Origin of the sequence: Pseudomonas sp. CCNWLW23 (genome assembly GCF_037095675.1) — a bacterium.
GTDB classification, from domain to species: domain Bacteria; phylum Pseudomonadota; class Gammaproteobacteria; order Pseudomonadales; family Pseudomonadaceae; genus Aquipseudomonas; species Aquipseudomonas atacamensis.
The window spans coordinates 197,876-219,533 of sequence record NZ_JBAWKM010000008.1; the positions used below are offsets into that span (position 1 = coordinate 197,876).

A 21,658-nucleotide genomic window follows, 5' to 3' on the forward strand; every position below is an offset into this window, starting at 1 on the left:
CTGGCCTCAGCTTTTCGCAGTATTTTTGCCATGGGAGCCAACTGACATGGAGCGTCTGACACGCATTCTGGCCGCACTCACCCGCTGGGGGCTGGGCCTGTGCGCGTTGGTTCTGGTGTTGATGGCGTTGTACGTCAGCCTCGGCCGCGAGCTGACGCCACTGGTGGCCGAATATCGCGCCGACATCGAAGACAAGGCCAGTGCCGCCCTCGGCATGCCTTTGCAAATCGGTGAGCTGGAAGGCAACTGGAGCGGTTTCGCACCGATCCTGCTGGCCCACGACGTGATGGTCGGCGACGGTGCCAACGCTCTGCGCCTCGACCGCGTGCGGGTGGTGCCGGATATGTGGGGCAGCGTGCTCGCCCGCGAAGTGCGCCTCGCGCATATCGAACTCAACGGTTTGAAGATCAGCCTCAAGGAAGCCGAAGACGGTACCTGGGCGCTGGAAGGTCTGCCGGTGCAGAAGGATCAGCCGTTCGATGCAGCGCAACTGTTCCAGCGCTCGCAGATGATCAAGCAACTGTCGGTGCTCGACAGCCAGGTGACCCTGCAACCGCTCGACCACGCGCCCATGACGCTCACCTATGTCGGTCTGAATCTGCGCACCGGCGCCAGCCGCCAGCGTCTCGACGCGCGTCTGACCTTGCCCGACGGCCAACCTGTCGCGCTGAGCCTGCGCAGCCAGTTGCGTCCTGATCAGTGGCAGAACAGCGTCATCGAGGGTTATGCCAGCCTGCCGCAAAGCGACTGGTCGAAATGGCTGCCCGAGCGCCTGACCCAGCAATGGAATTTTTCCGAGATCAAGGCCGGCGGTGAACTCTGGGTCGATTGGGCCGAAGGCGCGTTGCAAAGCGCCGCGTTGCGCCTGAATGCGCCGCAAGTGACCGGTGCCTACGCCGAGCGCAAGCCGATCCAGATCAACAATCTGGCGCTCAACGCCTATTACCGCAACACCGCCGAGGGCGCGAAGGTCACTCTTGATTCACTGGCGATGAGCTTCGGCGACACCCGCTGGGAATCCCGTGTGCAGGTGCAGCAGACTCGCGCCAGCGCCAAGGCTGAAGAGCTCTGGCATCTGCAGGCCGATCGCCTCGATCTGACCCCGATCACGCCGCTGCTCAATGCGCTGGGGCCGTTGCCGCAAAGCTTCGCCACAGTGGTCGAGCGTTTGAAGGTAACCGGCGGCCTGCGCAACGTCCTGTTGGATTTCCGTCCGGCCGCCACCGACGGCAACAAATTCGGCTTTGCCGCCAACCTCGATAATGTCGGTTTCGATGCCTACCACGGCGCTCCGGCGGCGCGAAATGTCAGCGGCAGCCTCAGCGGCAATCTGGACGGCGGTGAGTTGCGCCTCGACAGCAAGGACTTCGTCCTGCACCTCGATCCGATTTTCGCCAAGCCATGGCAATACCGGCAGGCCAATGCGCGGCTGACCTGGAAGCTCGACAAGGACGGCTTCACCCTGATTGCGCCGTACCTGAAGGTGCTGGGCGAGGAGGGCAAGATTGCCGGCGACTTCCTTATCCGCCTGCACTTCGACCATAGCCAGGAAGACTACATGGACCTGCGCGTCGGCCTGGTCGATGGCGACGGTCGCTATACCGCGAAATACCTGCCGGCGGTGTTGAGCCCGGCGCTTGATGAGTGGCTGCGCACGGCGATCCTCAAAGGCGCGGTGGATCAGGGTTTCTTCCAGTATCAGGGCTCGCTGAGCAAGAATGCCGGCGAGGCTGATCGCAGCATCAGCCTGTTCTTCAAAGTGCATGACGCCGAACTGGCCTTTCAGCCGGGCTGGCCGCACGTGAGCAAGGTCAGCGGTGACGTGTTCATCGAGGACAGCGGCGTGCGCATCTGGGCTAGCAAGGGCCAGTTGCTCGATACCCAAGTCAGCGATGTCTTCGTCAATATTCCTCACGTACCGGCCGGGCAGAACTCGCATTTGTTTCTTGATGGCGCATTTGCCGGTGGCCTGGGCGATGGCTTGAAGATTCTCCAGGACGCGCCGATTGGCACTGGCGAGACCTTTGCCGGTTGGGAGGGCGCTGGTGATCTGAATGGCAAGCTCAAACTGGACATTCCGCTGGCCAAGGGCGAGCAACCGAAAATCCTCGTCGATTTCAAAACCGCCAACGCGCGGCTGAAACTGGCCGAACCGAAACTGGAACTGAGCCAGCTCAAGGGCGATTTCCGCTTCGACAGCAATAAAGGCCTCAGCGGCCAGAACATCTCTGCACGGGCCTTCGACAAACCGGTCACTGCGCAGATCTTCGCGGATGGCAGCCCCAACCAGATCAAGACCCGGGTTGCGGCGTCGGGGCAGGTCGAAGTGAAAAAGCTCACCGACTGGCTGGGCGTGAACCAGCCGCTGCCGGTGTCCGGGACGATTCCTTATCAGTTGCAGCTGAATCTTTCCGGGGCCGACAGCCAGTTGCTGGTCAGCTCCAGCCTCAAAGGCGTGGCGGTGGATCTGCCGGCGCCGTTCGGCATGACCGCCGATGTCGGGCGCGACACGGTATTCCGCATGACCTTGCAAGGCCAGGAGCGGCGGTACTGGGTCAATTACGATCAACTGGCCAATTTCACCTTTGCCGCGCCGCCGAGCAATTTCGCCGATGGCCGTGGCGAACTGTTTCTCGGCGCTGGCGAAGCGGTGTTGCCGGGCGCCAAGGGTCTGCGCATTCGTGGGGTGCTGTCAGAGCTGGACGTTGCGCCGTGGCAGGATCTGGCCAACAAATACGCCGGCGGGGATCCGGGCGGCAGCGCCAAGCAACTGCTCAGCAGCGCTGACATCAAAGTCGGCAAATTGACCGCGCTCGGCACCACGCTGGATCAGGCCTCGGTGCAGATCAATCGCAAGCCCGGCGCATGGAATCTCGCTCTCGATAGTCAGCAGGCCAAGGGCACGGCCAGCCTGCCGGACGCCAACGGCGTGCCGATTGCGGTGAATCTGCAATACGTGAAACTTCCGGCGCCGGACCCGGCGGTGCAGGCTGACGAGAACGCGCCGGATCCACTGGCGTCGGTCGATCCGACGAAAATTCCGGCGCTGGATATCACCCTCAATCAATTGTTCCTCGGCCCCGATCTGGTCGGTGGCTGGTCGCTGAAAGTGCGGCCGACCGCCAAGGGCATCGCCCTGAACAACCTCGACATGGGCCTCAAGGGCATCCTGCTGCAAGGCAACGGCGGCTGGGAAGGCGCGCCGGGGGCGACCAGCAGTTGGTACAAGGGCCGCATTGGCGGCAAGAATCTGGCCGACGTGCTCAAAGGCTGGGGCTTCGCGCCTAGCGTGACCAGCGAAGAATTCCACATGGACGTCGATGGCCGTTGGCCGGGCTCGCCGGCGTGGCTGGCGACCAAGCGCTTCTCCGGCACCCTCGACGCCTCGCTGAACAAAGGTCAGTTCGTCGAAGTGGAGGGCGGCGCGCAGGCGCTGCGGGTGTTCGGCCTGCTCAACTTCAACTCGATCGGCCGGCGTCTGCGTCTGGACTTCTCCGACCTGTTCGGCAAAGGCTTGAGCTACGACCGGGTCAAAGGTTTGCTGGTGGCGACCAACGGTGTCTACGTGACACGTGAGCCGATTCGCCTGACCGGGCCTTCGAGCAATCTTGAGCTGGACGGCACGCTGGATCTGGTCGGTGACAAGGTCGATGCGAAATTGCTGGTGACCTTGCCGGTGACCAACAACCTGCCGATCGCCGCGCTGCTCGTCGGCGCACCGGCGGTCGGCGGCGCGCTGTTCCTCATCGACAAGCTGATCGGCGACCGCGTCGCGCGCTTCGCCAGCGTCAAGTACACCGTCAAAGGCCCATGGAAAGAGCCGAAAATCACCTTCGACAAGCCTTTTTGAGCGGCCCGGCCTTGAAGCGATGGAGTAGCATGGCCAAATACCTCTTTGGGAGTTCGCCATGTCTTTAGCGGTGATTCAAATGGTCAGCCAGAGTGACGTGCTGGCCAATCTGGCCCAAGCCCGACGCCTGCTTGAACAGGCCGCCGCCAGCGGGGCGAAACTTGCGGTGCTGCCGGAAAACTTCGCCGCCATGGGCCGTCGTGACGTCGCTGATATCGGCCGCGCCGAGGCCTTGGGCCAAGGGCCGATCCTGCCCTGGTTGAAACAGACCGCCCGCGACCTCACCTTATGGATAGTCGCCGGCACATTGCCGTTGCCACCGTTGGGTCAACCCACGGCCAAAGCCAATGCCTGCTCGTTGTTGATCAATGAATACGGCGAGATCGTCGCGCGCTATGACAAGCTGCATCTGTTCGATGTCGATGTCGCCGACAATCGCGGCCAATACCGTGAATCCGATGACTATGCTTATGGCGGTAATGTAGTGGTGGCGGATACGCCGGTGGGGCGCGTCGGTCTGAGCGTGTGTTACGACTTGCGTTTCCCGGAGCTGTACAGTGAATTGCGTGCCGCCGGTGCCGAGTTGATTACCGCACCGTCGGCCTTTACGGCCGTAACCGGCGCTGCGCATTGGGATGTACTGATCCGCGCGCGGGCCATCGAAACACAGTGTTATATCCTCGCGGCCGCACAGGGCGGCAGTCATCCGGGGCCACGCGAGACCTTCGGGCATGCGGCGATTGTCGATCCGTGGGGGCGTGTGCTGGCCCAGCAGGATCAAGGCGAGGCGGTGTTACTGGCCGCCCGCGACAGCGATGAACAAGCGTCCATCCGGGCGCGCATGCCGGTGACGCGTCATCGGCGGTTTTTCTCGCAGGGCGCCCAGCGGCCTGCTTCAGAACACGAATTTAAGGCGTAAACCTATGAGCGAGTTGTTGTCCTCAGTCAGTGATCACCTGTTGGCACCCGGCGGTGTCACGATCGAGAGCCTGCAAGGCGTGCTCGGCGATCTGGCCGGGCCGGGCATCGATGCCGCCGACCTGTATTTCCAGGGCCAGATTTCCGAGTCGTGGGCGCTGGAAGACGGCATCGTCAAGGAAGGCAGCTTCAATCTCGATCAGGGTGTCGGCGTGCGCGCGCAGTCCGGTGAGAAAACCGGTTTTGCCTACAGCAACGCGATCACCCTCGAGGCCCTCGGTGCAGCGGCGCGTGCGGCGCGTTCGATCTCCCGCGCCGGGCAGAACGGCACCGTGCAGGCGTTCACCAGCCAGGACGTCGCGCAACTGTACGCGCCCGATAACCCGCTGGAAGTGCTCAGCCGCGCGGAAAAAGTCGAGTTGCTCAAACGCATCGACGTCGCCACCCGCGCACTCGACCCACGGATTCAGCAAGTCAGCGTGAGCATGGCCGGGGTCTGGGAGCGGATTCTGGTGGCCTCCACCGACGGTGGCCTGGCCGCCGACGTGCGTCCACTGGTGCGTTTCAACGTAAGCGTCATCGTCGAACAGAATGGCCGTCGCGAACGCGGCGGGCACGGCGGCGGCGGGCGTACCGATTACCGCTATTTCCTCGCCGAAGACCGCGCCATGGGTTATGCCCGTGAAGCGTTGCGTCAGGCGCTGGTCAACCTCGAAGCGATTCCGGCGCCGGCCGGTACCTTGCCGGTTGTGCTCGGTTCCGGCTGGTCCGGCGTGCTGCTGCACGAAGCGGTCGGTCACGGTCTGGAAGGCGACTTCAACCGCAAGGGCAGCTCGGCCTACAGCGGGCGCATGGGTGAAATGGTTGCCTCCAAGTTATGCACCATCGTCGATGACGGCACCTTGAGCGGCCGTCGCGGTTCGCTCAGCGTCGATGACGAAGGCACTCCGACCGAGTGCACTACGCTGATCGAAAACGGCGTACTCAAGGGCTACATGCAAGACAAGCTCAACGCGCGGCTGATGGGCGTGGCGCGCACCGGTAACGGTCGTCGCGAATCCTACGCGCACCTGCCGATGCCACGGATGACCAACACCTACATGCTCGGTGGCGAAAGTGATCCGGCGGAAATCATCGCTTCGGTGAAGAAGGGCATCTACTGCGCCAACCTCGGCGGCGGTCAGGTCGATATCACCAGCGGCAAGTTCGTATTCTCCACCAGCGAGGCTTATCTGATCGAGGACGGCAAGATCACCGCACCGGTCAAAGGCGCGACATTGATCGGCAACGGTCCCGAGGCGATGAGCCGGGTGTCGATGGTCGGTAACGATCTGGCGCTGGACAGCGGTGTGGGTACGTGCGGCAAGGATGGGCAGTCGGTGCCGGTGGGTGTCGGCCAGCCAACGCTGAAAATCGATGCGATTACCGTGGGTGGCACGGGCGCATAAGAGAGGCGGGGCTTTCGGGTGGCGCGCAGGACGGCCACCCGGTGGCGATTATCAACGCAGGCCGCGTTGAGTCTCGTCCAGCTCCCGAATGTATTTGAAGATCTTGCGGCTCGAAGCAGGTGGTTTGTTTTGCGCAACCTCATGCTGGGCCTGACGGATCAGGGAACGCAATTGCTGGCGATCGGCGTCCGGGTATTCGATGACGAATTTCTCCAGCACGGCGTCATCGCCCGCGATAAGGCGGTCACGCCAGCGTTCCAGATTATGGAAACGCTCGTTGTACTGGCGAGTGGAGGCATCGAGTTGATCGAGCAGAGTCAGAATCGCGTCAGTGTCCTGGTCGCGCATCAGTTTGCCGATGAACTGCAAATGCCGTTTACGCGCGATGTTCGCGGTGTGCTTGGGCGCATCGGCCAATGCCCGGCGCAAAGCGTCGGTCAACGGCAGTTTGGCGACCAGATCAGGCTTGAGTGTGGTCAGGCGCTCGCCGAGGTCAACCAGCGCATGCAACTCGCGTTTGACCTGAGATTTGCTTTTTTCTCCCGTATCGAGGGAGTCGTCGTAAGAATCAACCATGGTGGCAGTCCGCAAAGAAACGCCGCCATGATAACCAGTCGGGGGCCGCTTGTCCGGCCCGGTCGCTCGATGACCCCAGCCGAAAGCAGAATTTGAGTGGAGATGAGCATGAGTGCAGTTCAAAGCGTCGGCCCGCAGGCATTGCCGGCACTGCAAGAACAGGTCGAGCAGATCATCGCCGAAGCCAAGCGCCAGGGCGCCAGCGCCTGTGAAGTCGCGGTGTCGCTGGAGCAAGGCCTGTCGACTTCGGTGCGTCAGCGCGAGGTCGAAACCGTTGAATTCAATCGTGATCAGGGATTTGGCATTACCTTGTACGTCGGCCAGCGCAAAGGCTCGGCCAGCACCTCGGCCACCGGGCCGGAGGCGATTCGTGAAACCGTCGCTGCAGCACTCGCGATCGCCAAACACACCTCCGAGGACGAAGCCTCGGGTCTGGCCGATGCGGCGCTGATGGCCAGGGATGTGCAGGATTTCGACCTGTTCCACGAATGGGACATCACCCCGGAGCAGGCCATCGAGAAGGCTTTGCTCTGCGAGGCCGCGGCGTTCGATGCCGATGCGCGGATCAAGAACGCCGACGGCACCACCCTCAGCACCCATCAGGGCTGCCGGGTTTACGGCAACAGCCACGGTTTCATCGGCGGCTACGCGTCGACCCGGCACAGCCTGAGTTGCGTGATGATTGCTGAAGCCGACGGCCAGATGCAGCGCGATTACTGGTATGACGTCAATCGCCAGGGCAGTCTGCTCGCCGATCCGGTGAGCATCGGCCAGCGTGCCGCGCAACGGGCGGCGAGCCGTCTGGGCGCGCGGCCGGTGCCGACATGCGAGGTGCCGGTGCTGTTTTCCGCCGAACTGGCGGGTGGTCTGTTCGGCAGTTTCCTCTCGGCCGTGTCGGGCGGCAGCCTGTATCGCAAATCGTCGTTTCTCGAAGGCACCCTCGGGCAGAAGCTGTTCCCGGAATGGCTGACCATCGATGAGCGTCCGCATCTGATGCGTGCCATGGGCAGTGCTTCCTACGACGGTGATGGCCTGGCCACTTACGCGAAACCATTCGTCGAAAAGGGCGAGTTGGTCTCGTACATTCTCGGTACCTACTCCGGGCGCAAACTGGGCATGCCGAGCACCGCCAACGCGGGCGGCGTGCACAACCTGTTCGTCACCCATGGCGATGAAGATCAGGCAGCGCTGTTGAAGCGCATGGGCCGGGGATTGCTGGTCACCGAGTTGATGGGCCATGGCCTGAACATGGTCACCGGCGACTATTCGCGCGGTGCGGCAGGCTTCTGGGTGGAAAACGGCGAGATCCAGTTCGCCGTACAGGAAGTGACCATCGCCGGCAACATGCGCGACATGTTCAAGCAGATTGTCGCAGTGGGTAATGATCTGGAGCTGCGCAGCAACATCCGCACCGGCTCGGTGTTGATCGAGCGGATGACTGTCGCCGGCAGCTAAGCCGCGAATCCGCCAACAAAAAAAGGCGCGCCATCCGTTCTGGATGGCGCGCCTTTTTATTCGCTTCGCACAAATCCCCTGTGGGAGCGAGCCTGCTCGCGAAAACGATGGATCAGTTGTAAATGTGCTGACTGACACAGCGCATTCGCGAGCAGGCTAACTCCCACAAGTGAGCAGCGCAAACTCGAGTGCTTGTGTTGGTTATCATTATCATCTAATAATAAATCTCATCTCCGAACGAGTCCCGGATCATGAGTTCTGCCTTGCACGAGCAGCCCTACCTCGAAAGCTGGCGCTGGATGAGCCGCCAGATCCGTTGCGCGCTGGATCCTGACGAACCGCGCCTGATCGAACACTACCTCGCCGAAGGGCGCTATCTGTCCTGTTGCACAGCCACTTCGCCCTGGACTGTCGCCGAAACGTCTTTCCGTCTGCTGCTCGATACCGCCACCGACATCGCGTTGCCGTGGCACTGGCGCAGCGTCTGTCTCGATCAAGCCTGGCGTCCCTTGCGTGAAATGGAGCGCCTGTCGCTATGCCAATGCCGCTTGCGGCGCTGGCAACGCTACACCTGGCAGCTCGCCACTTGCGAGTTGCAACCGTCGATTCCTCTCATTGATTTGCTGCAAGGACATTCGCATGACCAAGACACGTATTGAGCGCGACAGCATGGGCGAACTGCAGGTGCCGGTCGATGCGCTCTATGGCGCGCAGACCCAGCGCGCCGTGGACAACTTCCCGATCAGCGGCAAGCCGATGCCGACGCAGTTCATCCGCGCGCTGATCCTCGCCAAAGCCGCCGCTGCCCGGGCCAACGTTGAGCTGAACCAGATCAGCGCGGCCCAGGGCAAAGCCATCAGTGATGCCGCGCAAGGTCTGCTCGAAGGCAATTTCATGCAGCATTTCCCGGTGGATATCTTCCAGACCGGGTCCGGCACCAGCTCGAACATGAACGCCAACGAAGTGATCGCGACGCTGGCCAGTCGCATGCTCGGCGAGCCGGTCAACGCCAACGATCATGTCAACTGCGGGCAAAGCAGCAACGACATCATCCCGACCACCATCCACGTCAGCGCCGCGCTGGCGCTGCATGAACAATTGCTGCCGGCGCTGTTGCATCTGGTCCAGGTGATCGAGCGCAAGGCCGAGCAAGTGCATCACCATGTGAAGACCGGGCGCACCCACCTGATGGACGCGATGCCGGTGCGCATGAGCCAGGTGCTCAACGGTTGGGCGCAGCAGCTCAAGGCCAATATCGGCCATCTGCAGGATTTGCTGCCAAGCCTGCAAGCGCTGGCGCAGGGCGGCACTGCGGTCGGTACCGGGATCAATGCGCATCCGGAGTTCGCCGCGCGATTCAGTCGGCATCTGAGCCAACTGACCGACGTGCAGTTCACCCCGGGCAAGGATCTGTTCGCGCTGATTGGCTCGCAGGACACGGCAGTCTCTGTCTCCGGCCAGCTCAAAGCTACTGCGGTGTCGCTGATGAAAATCGCCAACGACCTGCGCTGGATGAACTCAGGTCCCCTGGCCGGCCTCGGCGAAATTGAACTGCAAGCGCTGCAACCGGGTTCATCGATCATGCCCGGCAAGGTCAACCCGGTGATCCCGGAAGCCACTGCGATGGTCGCTGCGCAAGTGATCGGCAACGACTCGGTGATCACCGTGGCCGGCCAATCCGGCAATTTCGAACTGAACGTGATGTTGCCGATCATCGCGCACAACCTGCTGAGCAGCATCGAACTGCTGGCCAATTCCAGTCGCCTGCTCGGTGACAAGGCAATCGCTACTTTCAAGGTCAACGAATCGCGCTTGCAAGAAGCGTTGTCGCGCAATCCGATTCTGGTCACCGCACTCAACCCCATCATCGGTTACCAGAAAGCCGCCGAAATCGCCAAGCAGGCCTACAAGGAAGGCCGCGCGGTGATCGACGTCGCTCTGGAACACACCGACCTGTCGCGCAGCCAGCTGGAAGAGTTGCTCAACCCCGAGAAGCTCACCGCCGGCGGCGTGTAAACCCCGCAACCGCTTTGGAGGCTCACCATGGAGCACTGGAAACGCACGATCGAACGGGCCAATCGCTGCTTCATGCTGGGCGAACTGATCGACGCCCGTGAGGCTTATCTGCAAGCCCTGGCCCTGGCGCAAGTGTTGTTCGAACGCTGGGCGGATGCCGACGAAGCGGTGGCGGCCTGCGTCGTCTCTCATCACAACCTCGCCGACCTGCATTTGCGCCTGAATCAACCGGAGGAGAGCGCCGAATACCTGTGCGCTATCCATCAGCGCTTGTTGCAGACCATGCAGGACGAACGCCTGCGCCCGGCCCTGCGTGAGGCGGCGTTGCGCCAGAGCAGCAAGACCTACGTCGAACTGTTGAATTTCATCAGCGAGCACGGCGAGTACCCGCGCACCCAGCGCCTGCTGCATCCGGACACCGGCAATGCCCGCCGCGCCTCAAATCCCCATCAGTATGGAGTCCACTGAAATGGCTTTTACCTTGCCTGCCTTGCCTTATGCCTACGATGCCCTTGAGCCGCACATCGATGCGCAGACCATGGAAATCCATTACACCAAGCATCACCAGACCTACATCAACAACCTCAACGCCGCCGTGGAAGGCACCGAATTCGCCGATTGGCCGGTGGAAAAACTCGTCGCCAGCGTCCAGCAACTGCCGGAAAAGCTTCGCGCAGCGGTGATCAATCAGGGCGGCGGTCACGCCAATCACTCGCTGTTCTGGGAAGTGATGGTGCCCAACGGCGGCGGCAAGCCCGACGGCGCGCTGGCCACGGCTATTGATGAGCAACTGGGCGGACTCGACAGCTTCAAGGAAGCCTTCACCAAAGCCGCACTGACCCGTTTTGGCAGCGGCTGGGCGTGGCTGAGCGTCACCCCGGAGAAAAAACTGATCGTAGAAAGCAGCGGCAATCAGGACAGCCCGTTGATGAACGGCAATACCCCAATCCTCGGTCTCGACGTCTGGGAGCACGCCTACTACCTGCGCTACCAGAACCGTCGCCCGGAATACATCAACGCGTTCTACAACGTGATCAACTGGCCGGAAGTTGCTGCGCGCTATCAGGCCGCACTGGTCTGAGCCTTCCATAAAAACAATCAGGGCTGACTATGGGCACGGAAACACTGGCGATTGGCAGCGGGCGCATGTTTCGTTACGCGGTGGGCTCGCTGTTGCTGCTGGCGGGGATGACTTTGCTGGTCGCCCACGGTTTGCAGTGGCTGAATCTGGAACCGCGGCTGTTGCGCGCCTTGCAGGGCGGTGCCATCTGCGCCTTGGGCACGGCGCTTGGCGCGGTGCCGGTGCTGGTGATCCGGCGCATGCCGCAGGCACTCAGCGACACCTTGCTGGGATTTGGTGCCGGGGTGATGCTGGCGGCGACGGCGTTTTCGCTGATCGTGCCGGGCATTGCTGCGGCGGAGAGTCTTGGTCTTACGCCGTGGGCCGCCAGTGGCCTGATCTGCTTCGGCATCCTGCTCGGCGCGTTCGGTCTGTATCTGGTGGATCGGCGCGTTTCCGGTGCCTCGCCGCAGATGCTCGTCGGCACGCTGGAGCATCCGGTGATTCCACCACGAATCTGGCTGTTCGTGTTCGCCATCATCGCGCACAACATTCCAGAAGGCATGGCGGTCGGCGTGTCTGCCGGCGGCGGGATGGCGGACGCCGACAGTCTGGCGATGGGCATTGCGTTGCAGGATGTGCCGGAAGGGCTGGTGATTGCGTTGGTGCTGGCCGGGGCGGGGATGTCACGGTTCAGGGCGTTTCTCATCGGCGCGGCGTCTGGGCTGGTCGAACCGGTATTTGCACTCTTATGCGCGTGGCTGGTGAGTCTGGCTCAAGTGCTGTTGCCGCTGGGACTGGCGTTGGCGGCCGGGGCGATGTTGCTGGTGGTGACCCACGAAGTGATCCCGGAATCGCGCCGTCATGGGCATGACAAGCTGGCCAGTCTGGGCCTGTTGGTCGGGTTTTGTTTGATGATGGTGATGGATACGGCGTTGGGGTGAATGGAGGCGAGGAACAGTGTCCCCGCCTCGCGGATTATTCACCTTCGTCGAAATACCTTTCGATCAGATCGACCAATGCGTCCATGGCTTCCTGAGCCTGTTCGCCTTCGGTGCTCAAATGGATTTTGGTGCCTTTACCCGCCGCGAGCATCATCATTGCCATGATGCTCTTGCCGTCGACAGTCGTTTCAGGGGTGCGTCCCACCCGAATCGTGCAGTCTGGATACTGACCGGCCACGCCGACGAATTTGGCCGATGCCCGGGCATGCAGACCCAGTTTATTGATGATTTCGATTTCACGAGCAGGCATCGCGGTGTGGATCCTTTAGGTGAGGTCGCGGTGGCGAACCTGGACGTTCTTCAGGGTTTTCTGCAGGGCCTGACCCAGACGTTCGGTCAGGTAGACGGAGCGGTGGTGCCCGCCGGTGCAGCCAATGGCAATGGTCACGTAGGCGCGGTTGCTGGCGGCGAAGCGTGGTAGCCACTTGTTCAGGTAGGCGTAGATGTCCTGATACATTTCTTCGACATCCGGCTGCTGCGCCAGATATTCGGCCACAGGGGCATCGAGGCCGGACTGAGCGCGCAGCTCCGGTTTCCAGTACGGATTGGGCAGGCAGCGCACATCGAACACGAGGTCGGCGTCGACCGGCATGCCGCGCTTGAAGCCAAATGATTCAACCAGAAACGCCGTGCCGGGCTCAGGCTGATTCAACAGGCGCAACTTCAGGGTATCGCGCAGTTGATACAGATTGAGGTTGGTGGTGTTGATTTTCAGGTCAGCCAGATCGGCGATCGGGCCGAGCAGGGCGGTTTCATCGTGAATCGCCTCGGCCAGTGAGCGATTGGCATTGCTCAGCGGGTGACGTCGCCGGGTTTCGGAAAAACGCTTGAGCAGGGTTTCTTCGTCGGCGTCCAGGTACAGCACATCGCACTTGATGTGTTTGGCACGCACGTCTTCGAGCAACTCGGGAAAGCGTGACAGATGGCTGGGCAGGTTGCGTGCATCGATCGACACGGCGACCAGCGGCTGCGCCAGCTCCGTGTGAATCAGCGCACGCTCGGCCAGTTCTGGCAGCAAACCGGCCGGCAGATTGTCGATGCAGTAGTAGCCGTTGTCCTCAAGGACATTCAGGGCGGTACTTTTACCCGAGCCCGAACGGCCACTGACAATGATCAAACGCATGATTAGTGCCCGTTCTGCTCGTCCAGTACAACCTGGTACAAGGCTTCATTGCTCGGAGCGCTGCGTAGCTTGTCACGCACTTCCTTGCGGTCGAGCATGCTGGCGATCTGGCGCAACAACTCCAGATGCGCGTCGGTTGCGGCTTCCGGGACCAGCAGCACGAACAACAAGTCCACCGGGGCGCCGTCGATGGCATCGAAATCAATCGGAGCTTCGAGGTGCAGCAGGGCGCTGACCGGTGCCGTGCAGCTCTTGAGGCGGCAGTGGGGAATGGCGATGCCGTTGCCAAAACCGGTGGAGCCGAGTTTTTCACGGGCGATCAGCGCCTCGAAGACGTCCTGCATCGCCAGATCCGGCACTTCGCGGTGGATCAGGTTGGCAATCTGTTCGAGGGCTTTTTTCTTGCTGCCGCCCGGCGCGTTCACTTGGGAACGGCCGGGGGTCAGGATGGTTTCAAGTCGGATCATGGGATAGGGGTGTTAACGACCGGTCGCGCCCTGGAGGAGGCTCTGGGTCTTTTCCTTATGCTTTTTGAGTTGGCGATCCAGCTTGTCGGTGAGTGAGTCGATCGCAGCGTACATGTCGGTGTCTTCTGCGTTGGCGACCACTTCGCTGCCGGGGATATGCAAGGTGGCTTCTATCTTCTGCTTCAGCTTTTCGACGCACATCGTGACCTGCACGTTGGTGATCTTGTCGAAATGTCGCTCCAGTCGCTGGAGTTTTTCCTCGATGTAGGAACGCAGAGGTTGGGTCACTTCCAGTTGGTGTCCACTGATGTTGACTTGCATACAGCTTCTCCTTCGTTGCCAGTGCATAAAGCGGCAGGCCGAAAAGCCTGCCACTGGAACGCTGTAACGTGGCTTACATCAACCGCTTGCGTTCGCTCGAAGGCGCGATTCCGAGGGATTCGCGGTACTTGGCGACGGTGCGGCGAGCCACCTGAATGCCTTGTGCCTCCAGTAAACCAGCGATCTTGCTGTCACTCAACGGCTTTTTCTGATTTTCCGCTGCGACCAGTTTCTTGATGATCGCGCGGATCGCCGTGGACGAGCATTCGCCGCCTTCGGAGGTGCTGACGTGGCTGGAGAAAAAGTATTTCAGCTCATAAATACCGCGCGGGGTATGCATGAATTTCTGTGTGGTCACCCGGGAAATCGTCGATTCGTGCATGCCGACCGCTTCGGCGATGTCATGCAATACCAACGGCTTCATCGCTTCGTCGCCGTATTCGAGGAAGCCGCGCTGATGTTCGACGATCTGCGTGGCCACTTTCATCAGGGTTTCGTTGCGGCTCTGCAGGCTCTTGATGAACCAGCGGGCTTCCTGCAACTGGTTACGCATGAAGGTGTTGTCGGCGCTGGTGTCGGCACGCTTAACAAACCCGGCGTACTGGGCATTGACGCGCAGGCGTGGCACCGATTCCTGGTTCAGCTCGACCAGCCAGCGCTCGTTGTCCTTGCGCACGATCACATCGGGAATGACGTATTCGGCTTCGGTTGATTCGATCTGCGAGCCCGGACGCGGATTGAGGCTCTGTACCAGCTCGATGACCTGGCGCAGCTCGTCTTCCTTGAGCTTCATCCGGCGCATTAGCTGGCTGTAATCGCGGCTGCCCAGCAGGTCGATGTAATCGGCGACCAGCCGCTTGGCTTCGGCCAGCCAAGGTGTTTTGGCCGGCAACTGGCGCAGTTGCAGGAGCAGGCATTCGCTGAGGTTGCGGGCGCCGATACCGGCGGGCTCGAATTGCTGGATGCGATGCAGGACGGCTTCGATCTCGTCGAGCTCGATGTCCAGTTCAGGATCGAACGCCTCAAGAATTTCTTCGAGTGTTTCGTCCAGATAGCCCTGATTGTTGATGCAGTCGATCAGGGTCACGGCGATCAGGCGATCGGTGTCGGACATCGGCGCCAGGTTCAGTTGCCAGAGCAGATGGCTTTGCAGGCTCTCGCCGGCCGAGGTGCGGGTGGTGAAATCCCACTCGTCGTCATCGCTGCTGGGCAGGCTGCTGGCGCTGGTCTGGTAGACGTCTTCCCAGGCGGTATCCACTGGCAGTTCGTTGGGGATGCGCTCGTTCCATTCGCCATCCTCAAGGTTGTCCACCGTCGGGGCGGTTTCCTGGTAGGAGGGTTCCTGGATTTCGGCGGGCTTCTGTTCGGCGTTGTCGGCCAGAGGATCGGCGTTGTCGAAGTCGTCGCCTTCTTCCTGGCGCTCGAGCATCGGATTGGATTCCAGAGCCTCCTGGATCTCCTGTTGCAGGTCCAGGGTCGACAATTGGAGCAGGCGGATGGCCTGTTGCAGCTGCGGTGTCATCGTCAGCTGCTGGCCCATTCTCAAGACTAGCGATGGTTTCATGGCAGGGGCTTAACACCTTATTCGCCGGCGCTTTGCGCCATCCACTACAGGGCGCCGAAGCGCCAAACTTAAGCAAATTATATGCCTGAAACTGAAGTGTTTGCCTAGAGCGCTGTAACAATTAAAGCGGATAAATGCGCCTTGAATCGATACAGCGCTGTCGCGCTTACAGGCGGAACTCGTGACCCAGATACACTTCCTTGACCAGATCGTTGGCCAGGATGGTTTCGGCATCGCCTTCAGCGATCAGTTGACCGTCGTTGACGATGTAAGCGGTTTCGCAGATGTCCAGCGTCTCACGGACGTTGTGGTCGGTGATCAGCACACCGATGCCCTTGGCCTTGAGGTGATGGATGATCTGCTTGATGTCGCCGACCGAGATCGGGTCGACACCGGCGAACGGTTCGTCGAGCAGGATGAACTTCGGCGCAGTGGCCAACGCGCGAGCAATTTCCACTCGGCGGCGTTCACCACCGGACAGGCTCATGCCGAGGTTGTCGCGGATGTGGCTGATGTGGAATTCCTGCAGCAGGCTTTCCAGCTCCTTGCGACGACCGGCCTTGTCGAGTTCCGGGCGGGTCTCGAGGATCGCCATGATGTTGTCGGCGACCGACAGTTTGCGGAAGATCGACGCTTCTTGCGGCAGATAGCCGATACCGGCCTTGGCGCGGCCGTGCATCGGCTGATGGCTGACGTCCAGATCATCGATCAGCACGCGGCCCTGATCCGCCTGCACCAGGCCGACGATCATGTAGAAACAGGTCGTCTTGCCAGCGCCGTTCGGGCCGAGCAAGCCGACGATCTGCCCGCTGTCGATCGACAGGCTGACGTCACGCACGACCTGGCGGCTTTTATAGGCCTTGGCCAGGTGCTGAGCTTTCAGAGTTGCCATTACTGGGATTTCTCTTCGGTTTTCTTCTTCGGCTGGATCACCATGTCGATGCGCGGACGCGATTCGGTGACCTTGCTGCCCGTGGCGCGACCGGCGCTGGCCAGTTTCTTCACGGTGTCGTAGACGATTTTTTCGCCCTGGGTGACGTTGTTATCCTTGTCGATAACCTTGGCCTTGTCGATCAGCACCACACGGTTCTGTTGGGCGTGGTATTGAATCGTCACGCCGTAGCCCTTGACCGGGTTGGCGTCGCCCTGGGTCTGCAACTGCTCGAAGTAGGCCAGGTTGCCCACCGAGGTCACCACATCGATGTCGCCATTGGGCGCGCGAGTCATGGTCACGGTGTTGCCTTTGACGATCATCGAACCCTGGGTAATGACCACGTCACCTTTATAAGTGGCGATGCCATTCTTGTCGTCCAGTTGGGCGTCGTCGGCCTGAATGCGGATAGGCTGCTCCTGATCGTTCGGCAGGGACCAGGCGCTCGCGCTTCCCAGTGCTGCGCCCAGACTGAGCAAAATAGGGAGGGTTTTAACGAGCCTCATACTGTCCTCTTACGTTCGATTGCAGGTGTATCCTGCTGTCCTTCAAGTACGCTTTCATTCCGACGCCAGTCGATACACCGCCAGCGCCCTCGATTCTAACGGGTTGCGCAGTCTGCGCATATTCCTGCTGCGGGAACACGGTCATGCGGGTGCTGGTGATCAGGGTGCCGCGCTGTTTCTCGTCGGTGCGCTGTACGCGTACCGAGTCGATCAATTCCACTTCGGTACCGCCGGAATTCACCTCGCCGCGCTCACTGGTCACGTGCCACGGGAAGTCGGTGCCGCGGTACATGTTCAAATCAGGCTTGGTCACCAGGGTGATGTCGGTTGCCTTGACGTGCTCGGCCTTGTCGGAAGTCATCTCGTACTGCACCTTGCCGTCGGGCAGGTACTGAATGGTATGCGTGTTGGTCGCGTACCAGTCGATCGGATTCTCGGCAGCCGAAACCGGTGGCTTGTCGAGGAAGCGTTCCGGGCTGATGTTCCAATAGCCGACCGCAGCGAAAATCGCCGCGATGCAGCCGAACAGCAGGAAGTTGCGAAACTTTTTGCTAAACATGGTCAGGCTCACAGGTACGCGGCGTTGGCCGCTTCGAGGCGGCCCTGGGCGCGCAGGATCAATTCGCAGAATTCGCGGGCGGCACCTTCGCCGCCACGGGCGCGGGTAACGCCGTGGGCGTGTTCCCGGACGAAATCGGCAGCGTTGGCCACCGCCATGCCCAGCCCTACACGGCGGATCACCGGCAAGTCTGGCAGATCGTCACCCAGATAAGCGACTTCTTCATAGCTTAGGCCCAGTTGCGCGAGCAGGCCGTCGAGCACCACCAGTTTGTCTTCACGCCCCTGAAACAGGTGCGGGATGCCGAGGTTCTTCGCGCGGCGCTCGACCACCGGGGTCTTGCGACCGCTGATGATCGCGGTTTGTACGCCGGCATTCATCAGCATCTTGATGCCCTGGCCGTCGAGGGTGTTGAAGGTCTTGAACTCGCTGCCGTCTTCGAGGAAGTACAGGCGCCCGTCGGTGAGCACACCGTCGACGTCGAATACTGCCAGTTTGATCGCTTTGCCGCGTTGCAGCAGATCGTTGCTCATTACATGACTCCTGCGCGCAGCAGATCGGAGAGGTTGAAGGCGCCGATCGGGCGATCCTCCTCGTCGACGACTACCAGAGCGTTGATTCGATGGTCTTCCATGATTTTCAGGGCTTCGGCGGCGAGCATGTCGGGCCGGGCGGTCTTGCCGTGTGCGGTCATCACCTGATCGATGGTGGCGCTGCGGATGTCGATGGCGCGATCCAGGGTGCGGCGCAAATCACCGTCAGTGAAGATCCCGGCGAGCTTGCCATCGGCTTCAATAATAGCGGTCATGCCCAGACCCTTGCGCGTCATTTCCATCAGCGCGTCTTTGAGCAGGGTGCCGCGTTGTACTTGCGGCAGCTCCTGCCCGGCGTGCATGACGTTTTCCACTTTCAGCAACAGGCGACGGCCAAGGGCGCCGCCGGGATGCGAGAAGGCAAAATCTTCAGCGGTGAAACCACGCGCTTCCAGCAAGGCCACGGCGAGGGCATCGCCCATGACCAGCGCTGCAGTAGTAGAAGAGGTCGGCGCCAGATTCAACGGACAGGCTTCGTGCTCGACATGCACATTGAGATTGACCTCGGCAGCCTTCGCCAATGGCGACTGCGGATTACCGGTGACGCTGATCAGCTGGATGCCGAGGCGTTTGATCAATGGCAGCAGCGTCACGATTTCGTTGGTCGAGCCGGAGTTCGACAGGGCCAGAATCACATCGTCGCGGGTGATCATGCCCATGTCGCCATGGCTGGCTTCGGCCGGATGCACGAAAAACGCCGGGGTGCCGGTGCTGGCCAGGGTGGCGGCGATCTTGTTGCCGATGTGCCCGGATTTGCCCATGCCGACCACGACCACGCGGCCCTTGCTGGCCAGAATCATCTCGCAAGCGCGTACGAAATCGGCGTCGATATGGGCCATCAAGCCTTGGACGGCTTCCACTTCGAGGCGGATGGTGCGTTGTGCCGATTGAATCAGGTCGCGGGTTTTGCTCATGTCAGAATCGTATGGGCCGATGAAAAGGCGGCGATTATAGCGGTTATGTGGCAAAGCCTCACGCAAGTTCGACGTGCTTTGTCATTACTGGTTACCAAAACCCTCTGAAACTCGCTCGGGCCCTCTTCAGTCGGCGATCTTGGCCGGGTTCTCGCTTGGGCGCTCAGCCTTTGCAGTGATATAGTTCGCCGCCAGTTCGGCCTGCCCGGGATGCAGGTGTTTCCGAGGAAAGTCTGGCATCCCAGTGAGAGGCTGCATCGCAAGGAGTTTAGATGAGTGCCGATAACGCCTACGCGGTCGAGCTGAAGGGAGTCTCCTTCAAGCGCGGTGCGCGGAGCATTTTCAATAACGTCGATATCCGCATCCCGCGCGGCAAGGTCACCGGCATCATGGGGCCTTCCGGCTGCGGCAAGACCACGCTGCTGCGCCTGATGGGCGCGCAGTTGCGGCCGTCCGGCGGCGAAGTCTGGGTCAACGGGCAGAACCTGCCGACGCTGTCGCGCAGCGATCTGTTCGATGCGCGCAAGCACATGGGCGTGCTGTTTCAGAGCGGTGCGCTGTTTACCGATCTCGATGTGTTCGAGAACGTGGCCTTTCCGTTGCGGGTGCACACGCAACTGCCGGAAGACATGATCCGCGACATCGTCCTGCTGAAATTGCAGGCCGTGGGCCTGCGTGGCGCCATCGATCTGATGCCGGACGAACTGTCCGGCGGCATGAAGCGCCGTGTAGCATTGGCCCGGGCGATTGCCCTCGACCCGCAGATTCTCATGTACGACGAGCCCTTCGTGGGCCAGGACCCGATCGCCATGGGCGTGTTAGTGCGCCTGATCCGCCTGCTCAACGATGCTCTGGGAATCACCAGCATCGTGGTTTCGCACGATCTGGCGGAAACCGCGAGCATTGCCGACTACATCTATGTCGTGGGCGATGGTCAGGTGCTGGGCCAAGGCACACCGGATGAGCTGATGAATTCCGATGATCCGCGTATCCGCCAGTTCATGACCGGTGATCCCGATGGCCCGGTGCCGTATCACTTTCCAGCGACGGATTACCGCGCAGATCTTCTGGGGAAGCGTTGATGCGCAGAATTTCATTGATGGAACGCGTGCGTCGGTTCGGCGAATCGGCGATCGACGCGGTCGCGGTGTTTGGTCGGGCGACCCTGTTCCTGTTTCACGCCCTGCTGGGCCGTGGCGGTATCAGCGGTGGTTTCGGCCTGCTGGTCAAGCAGCTGCATTCGGTCGGCGTCATGTCGCTGGTGATCATCGTGGTCTCCGGCATTTTCATCGGCATGGTCCTGGCGTTGCAGGGCTTCAGCATTCTTTCCAGCTATGGTTCAGAGCAGGCGGTGGGGCAGATGGTCGCCCTGACGCTGCTGCGTGAACTGGGGCCGGTGGTCACGGCGTTGCTGTTTGCCGGGCGGGCCGGTTCGGCGTTGACCGCCGAGATCGGCAACATGAAATCCACCGAGCAGTTGTCCAGCCTGGAAATGATCGGTGTCGATCCGCTCAAGTACATCATTGCCCCGCGCCTGTGGGCCGGCTTCATTTCCCTGCCGGTGCTGGCGATGATCTTCAGCGTCGTCGGCATCTGGGGCGGTTCGTGGGTGGCAGTCGACTGGCTGGGCGTTTATGAAGGCTCGTACTGGGCGAACATGCAGAACAGCGTGAACTTCACCAGTGACGTGCTCAATGGCGTGATCAAAAGTGTCGTTTTCGCCTTCGTCGTGACCTGGATCGCCGTATTCCAAGGCTATGACTGTGAACCCACTTCCGAGGGGATCAGTCGTGCCACCACCAAGACCGTGGTGTTTGCCTCGCTGGCAGTGCTCGGTCTGGACTTTATTCTGACCGCTTTGATGTTTGGAGATTTCTGATGCAAAACCGCACCCTGGAAATCGGTGTCGGCCTGTTCCTGCTGGCAGGGATCCTGGCTTTGCTGCTGCTCGCCTTGCGCGTCAGCGGCCTGTCTCCGACTTCGTCCACCGACACTTACAAGTTGTATGCATATTTCGACAATATCGCCGGTCTGACGGTCAGAGCCAAAGTGACCATGGCCGGGGTGACCATCGGCAAGGTCACCGCTATCGATCTGGATCGCGACAGCTTCACTGGTCGGGTCACGCTGCAAGTGGATAAAAAGGTCGACAACCTGCCGGTCGATTCCACAGCGTCTATCCTGACCGCGGGTCTGCTGGGCGAGAAATACATCGGTATCAGCGTCGGCGGTGAAGACACCCAGTTGAAAGACGGTGGAACCATCCACGACACGCAGTCGTCACTGGTACTGGAAGACCTGATCGGTAAATTCCTGCTCAATACCGTTAGCAAAGACGCCAAATGAGGAGCTT

Annotated in this window: 23 protein-coding genes; 12 read left to right on the plus strand and 11 right to left on the minus strand. The window is 61.0% G+C overall.

The genetic code is table 11. The annotated features are described in order from the left end of the window. The first annotated feature begins 46 nt into the window (after positions 1-46). From V8J63_RS13125 to tldD, 3 genes are read left to right on the plus strand one after another with little or no spacing between them, the layout of a single operon-like run. The gene (locus V8J63_RS13125; protein ID WP_336464174.1) at positions 47-3,850 is read left to right on the plus strand and encodes a YhdP family protein; all 3,804 of its coding nucleotides are present in this window, start codon (positions 47-49) and stop codon (positions 3,848-3,850) included. A gap of 58 nt (positions 3,851-3,908) precedes the next feature. Further along, positions 3,909-4,769 (plus strand): carbon-nitrogen hydrolase family protein, encoded by an 861-nt coding sequence (locus V8J63_RS13130; protein ID WP_197890278.1) that lies wholly within the window; start codon positions 3,909-3,911, stop codon positions 4,767-4,769. Positions 4,770-4,773: 4 nt separating this feature from the next. Beyond that, complete coding sequence (tldD, locus tag V8J63_RS13135) at positions 4,774-6,216, plus strand: metalloprotease TldD (protein WP_016771693.1); 1,443 nt, start codon at positions 4,774-4,776, stop codon at positions 6,214-6,216. A gap of 51 nt (positions 6,217-6,267) precedes the next feature. Here tldD and yjgA read toward each other — a convergent pair whose 3' ends face one another. After that, on the minus strand, positions 6,268-6,792 hold the full coding sequence (gene yjgA / locus V8J63_RS13140) for a ribosome biogenesis factor YjgA (protein ID WP_016771692.1): 525 nt from the start codon (positions 6,790-6,792) through the stop codon (positions 6,268-6,270). Positions 6,793-6,900: 108 nt separating this feature from the next. Between yjgA and pmbA the strand changes: the two genes are divergently transcribed. From pmbA to V8J63_RS13170, 6 genes are all read left to right on the plus strand, one after another. Continuing rightward, entirely contained in the window at positions 6,901-8,247 is a 1,347-nt protein-coding gene (gene pmbA / locus V8J63_RS13145) for a metalloprotease PmbA (RefSeq protein WP_024011613.1), read from the plus strand. A gap of 251 nt (positions 8,248-8,498) precedes the next feature. Continuing rightward, the gene (locus V8J63_RS13150; RefSeq protein ID WP_016771690.1) at positions 8,499-8,906 is read left to right on the plus strand and encodes a hypothetical protein; all 408 of its coding nucleotides are present in this window, start codon (positions 8,499-8,501) and stop codon (positions 8,904-8,906) included. Further along, entirely contained in the window at positions 8,887-10,263 is a 1,377-nt protein-coding gene (locus V8J63_RS13155; RefSeq protein WP_130888601.1) for a class II fumarate hydratase, read from the plus strand. The genes V8J63_RS13150 and V8J63_RS13155 overlap by 20 nt, the downstream gene beginning before the upstream one ends. A 27-nt stretch (positions 10,264-10,290) precedes the next feature. Then, a complete protein-coding gene (locus V8J63_RS13160; RefSeq protein WP_016771688.1) occupies positions 10,291-10,731 on the plus strand; it encodes a hypothetical protein in 441 nt (146 codons plus the stop codon). A gap of 1 nt (position 10,732) precedes the next feature. Further along, positions 10,733-11,344 (plus strand): superoxide dismutase, encoded by a 612-nt coding sequence (locus V8J63_RS13165; protein ID WP_130888600.1) that lies wholly within the window; start codon positions 10,733-10,735, stop codon positions 11,342-11,344. Between the two features lie 29 nt (positions 11,345-11,373). Beyond that, positions 11,374-12,267, plus strand: a complete 894-nt coding sequence (locus tag V8J63_RS13170) for a ZIP family metal transporter (RefSeq protein ID WP_130888599.1) — start codon at positions 11,374-11,376, stop codon at positions 12,265-12,267. A gap of 34 nt (positions 12,268-12,301) precedes the next feature. Here the strand turns inward: V8J63_RS13170 and V8J63_RS13175 are convergent, their stop codons facing one another. From V8J63_RS13175 to V8J63_RS13220, 10 genes are all read right to left on the minus strand, one after another. Continuing rightward, the gene (locus tag V8J63_RS13175) at positions 12,302-12,577 is read right to left on the minus strand and encodes an HPr family phosphocarrier protein (protein WP_016771685.1); all 276 of its coding nucleotides are present in this window, start codon (positions 12,575-12,577) and stop codon (positions 12,302-12,304) included. A 15-nt stretch (positions 12,578-12,592) separates the two neighbouring features. Further along, positions 12,593-13,450 carry an RNase adapter RapZ gene (gene rapZ / locus V8J63_RS13180; RefSeq protein ID WP_076565860.1) on the minus strand — a complete coding sequence of 286 codons (858 nt, stop codon included), beginning with the start codon at positions 13,448-13,450 and terminating at the stop codon, positions 12,593-12,595. Positions 13,451-13,452: 2 nt separating this feature from the next. Then, positions 13,453-13,917 carry a PTS IIA-like nitrogen regulatory protein PtsN gene (ptsN, locus tag V8J63_RS13185; RefSeq protein ID WP_016771683.1) on the minus strand — a complete coding sequence of 155 codons (465 nt, stop codon included), beginning with the start codon at positions 13,915-13,917 and terminating at the stop codon, positions 13,453-13,455. A gap of 12 nt (positions 13,918-13,929) precedes the next feature. Then, positions 13,930-14,238: a ribosome hibernation-promoting factor, HPF/YfiA family gene (gene hpf, locus V8J63_RS13190; protein ID WP_007912419.1), complete on the minus strand. Its 309-nt coding sequence runs from the start codon at positions 14,236-14,238 to the stop codon at positions 13,930-13,932. A gap of 73 nt (positions 14,239-14,311) precedes the next feature. Next, positions 14,312-15,802, minus strand: coding sequence for an RNA polymerase factor sigma-54 (locus V8J63_RS13195; RefSeq protein ID WP_130888597.1), 1,491 nt, complete (start codon positions 15,800-15,802; stop codon positions 14,312-14,314). A gap of 166 nt (positions 15,803-15,968) precedes the next feature. After that, entirely contained in the window at positions 15,969-16,694 is a 726-nt protein-coding gene (lptB, locus tag V8J63_RS13200; RefSeq protein ID WP_024011621.1) for an LPS export ABC transporter ATP-binding protein, read from the minus strand. Next, positions 16,694-17,239 (minus strand): lipopolysaccharide transport periplasmic protein LptA, encoded by a 546-nt coding sequence (lptA, locus tag V8J63_RS13205; RefSeq protein WP_130888596.1) that lies wholly within the window; start codon positions 17,237-17,239, stop codon positions 16,694-16,696. The genes lptB and lptA overlap by 1 nt, the downstream gene beginning before the upstream one ends. After that, positions 17,226-17,798 (minus strand): LPS export ABC transporter periplasmic protein LptC, encoded by a 573-nt coding sequence (lptC, locus tag V8J63_RS13210; RefSeq protein WP_041477980.1) that lies wholly within the window; start codon positions 17,796-17,798, stop codon positions 17,226-17,228. Before lptC ends, lptA begins: the two co-directional genes overlap by 14 nt. Before the next feature lie 8 nt (positions 17,799-17,806). Then, positions 17,807-18,331, minus strand: a complete 525-nt coding sequence (locus V8J63_RS13215; RefSeq protein ID WP_016771677.1) for a KdsC family phosphatase — start codon at positions 18,329-18,331, stop codon at positions 17,807-17,809. Then, positions 18,331-19,305 (minus strand): KpsF/GutQ family sugar-phosphate isomerase, encoded by a 975-nt coding sequence (locus tag V8J63_RS13220; RefSeq protein WP_024011623.1) that lies wholly within the window; start codon positions 19,303-19,305, stop codon positions 18,331-18,333. The genes V8J63_RS13215 and V8J63_RS13220 overlap by 1 nt, the downstream gene beginning before the upstream one ends. Positions 19,306-19,577: 272 nt before the next feature. Between V8J63_RS13220 and V8J63_RS13225 the strand changes: the two genes are divergently transcribed. The 3 genes from V8J63_RS13225 to mlaD are packed head-to-tail and all read left to right on the plus strand — an operon-like array spanning position 19,578 to position 21,651. Beyond that, positions 19,578-20,387 (plus strand): ATP-binding cassette domain-containing protein, encoded by an 810-nt coding sequence (locus tag V8J63_RS13225; RefSeq protein ID WP_056782943.1) that lies wholly within the window; start codon positions 19,578-19,580, stop codon positions 20,385-20,387. Continuing rightward, positions 20,387-21,184, plus strand: a complete 798-nt coding sequence (mlaE, locus tag V8J63_RS13230; RefSeq protein ID WP_016771674.1) for a lipid asymmetry maintenance ABC transporter permease subunit MlaE — start codon at positions 20,387-20,389, stop codon at positions 21,182-21,184. Before V8J63_RS13225 ends, mlaE begins: the two co-directional genes overlap by 1 nt. Then, the gene (gene mlaD, locus V8J63_RS13235) at positions 21,184-21,651 is read left to right on the plus strand and encodes an outer membrane lipid asymmetry maintenance protein MlaD (RefSeq protein WP_016771673.1); all 468 of its coding nucleotides are present in this window, start codon (positions 21,184-21,186) and stop codon (positions 21,649-21,651) included. Before mlaE ends, mlaD begins: the two co-directional genes overlap by 1 nt. Positions 21,652-21,658 lie beyond the last annotated feature (7 nt).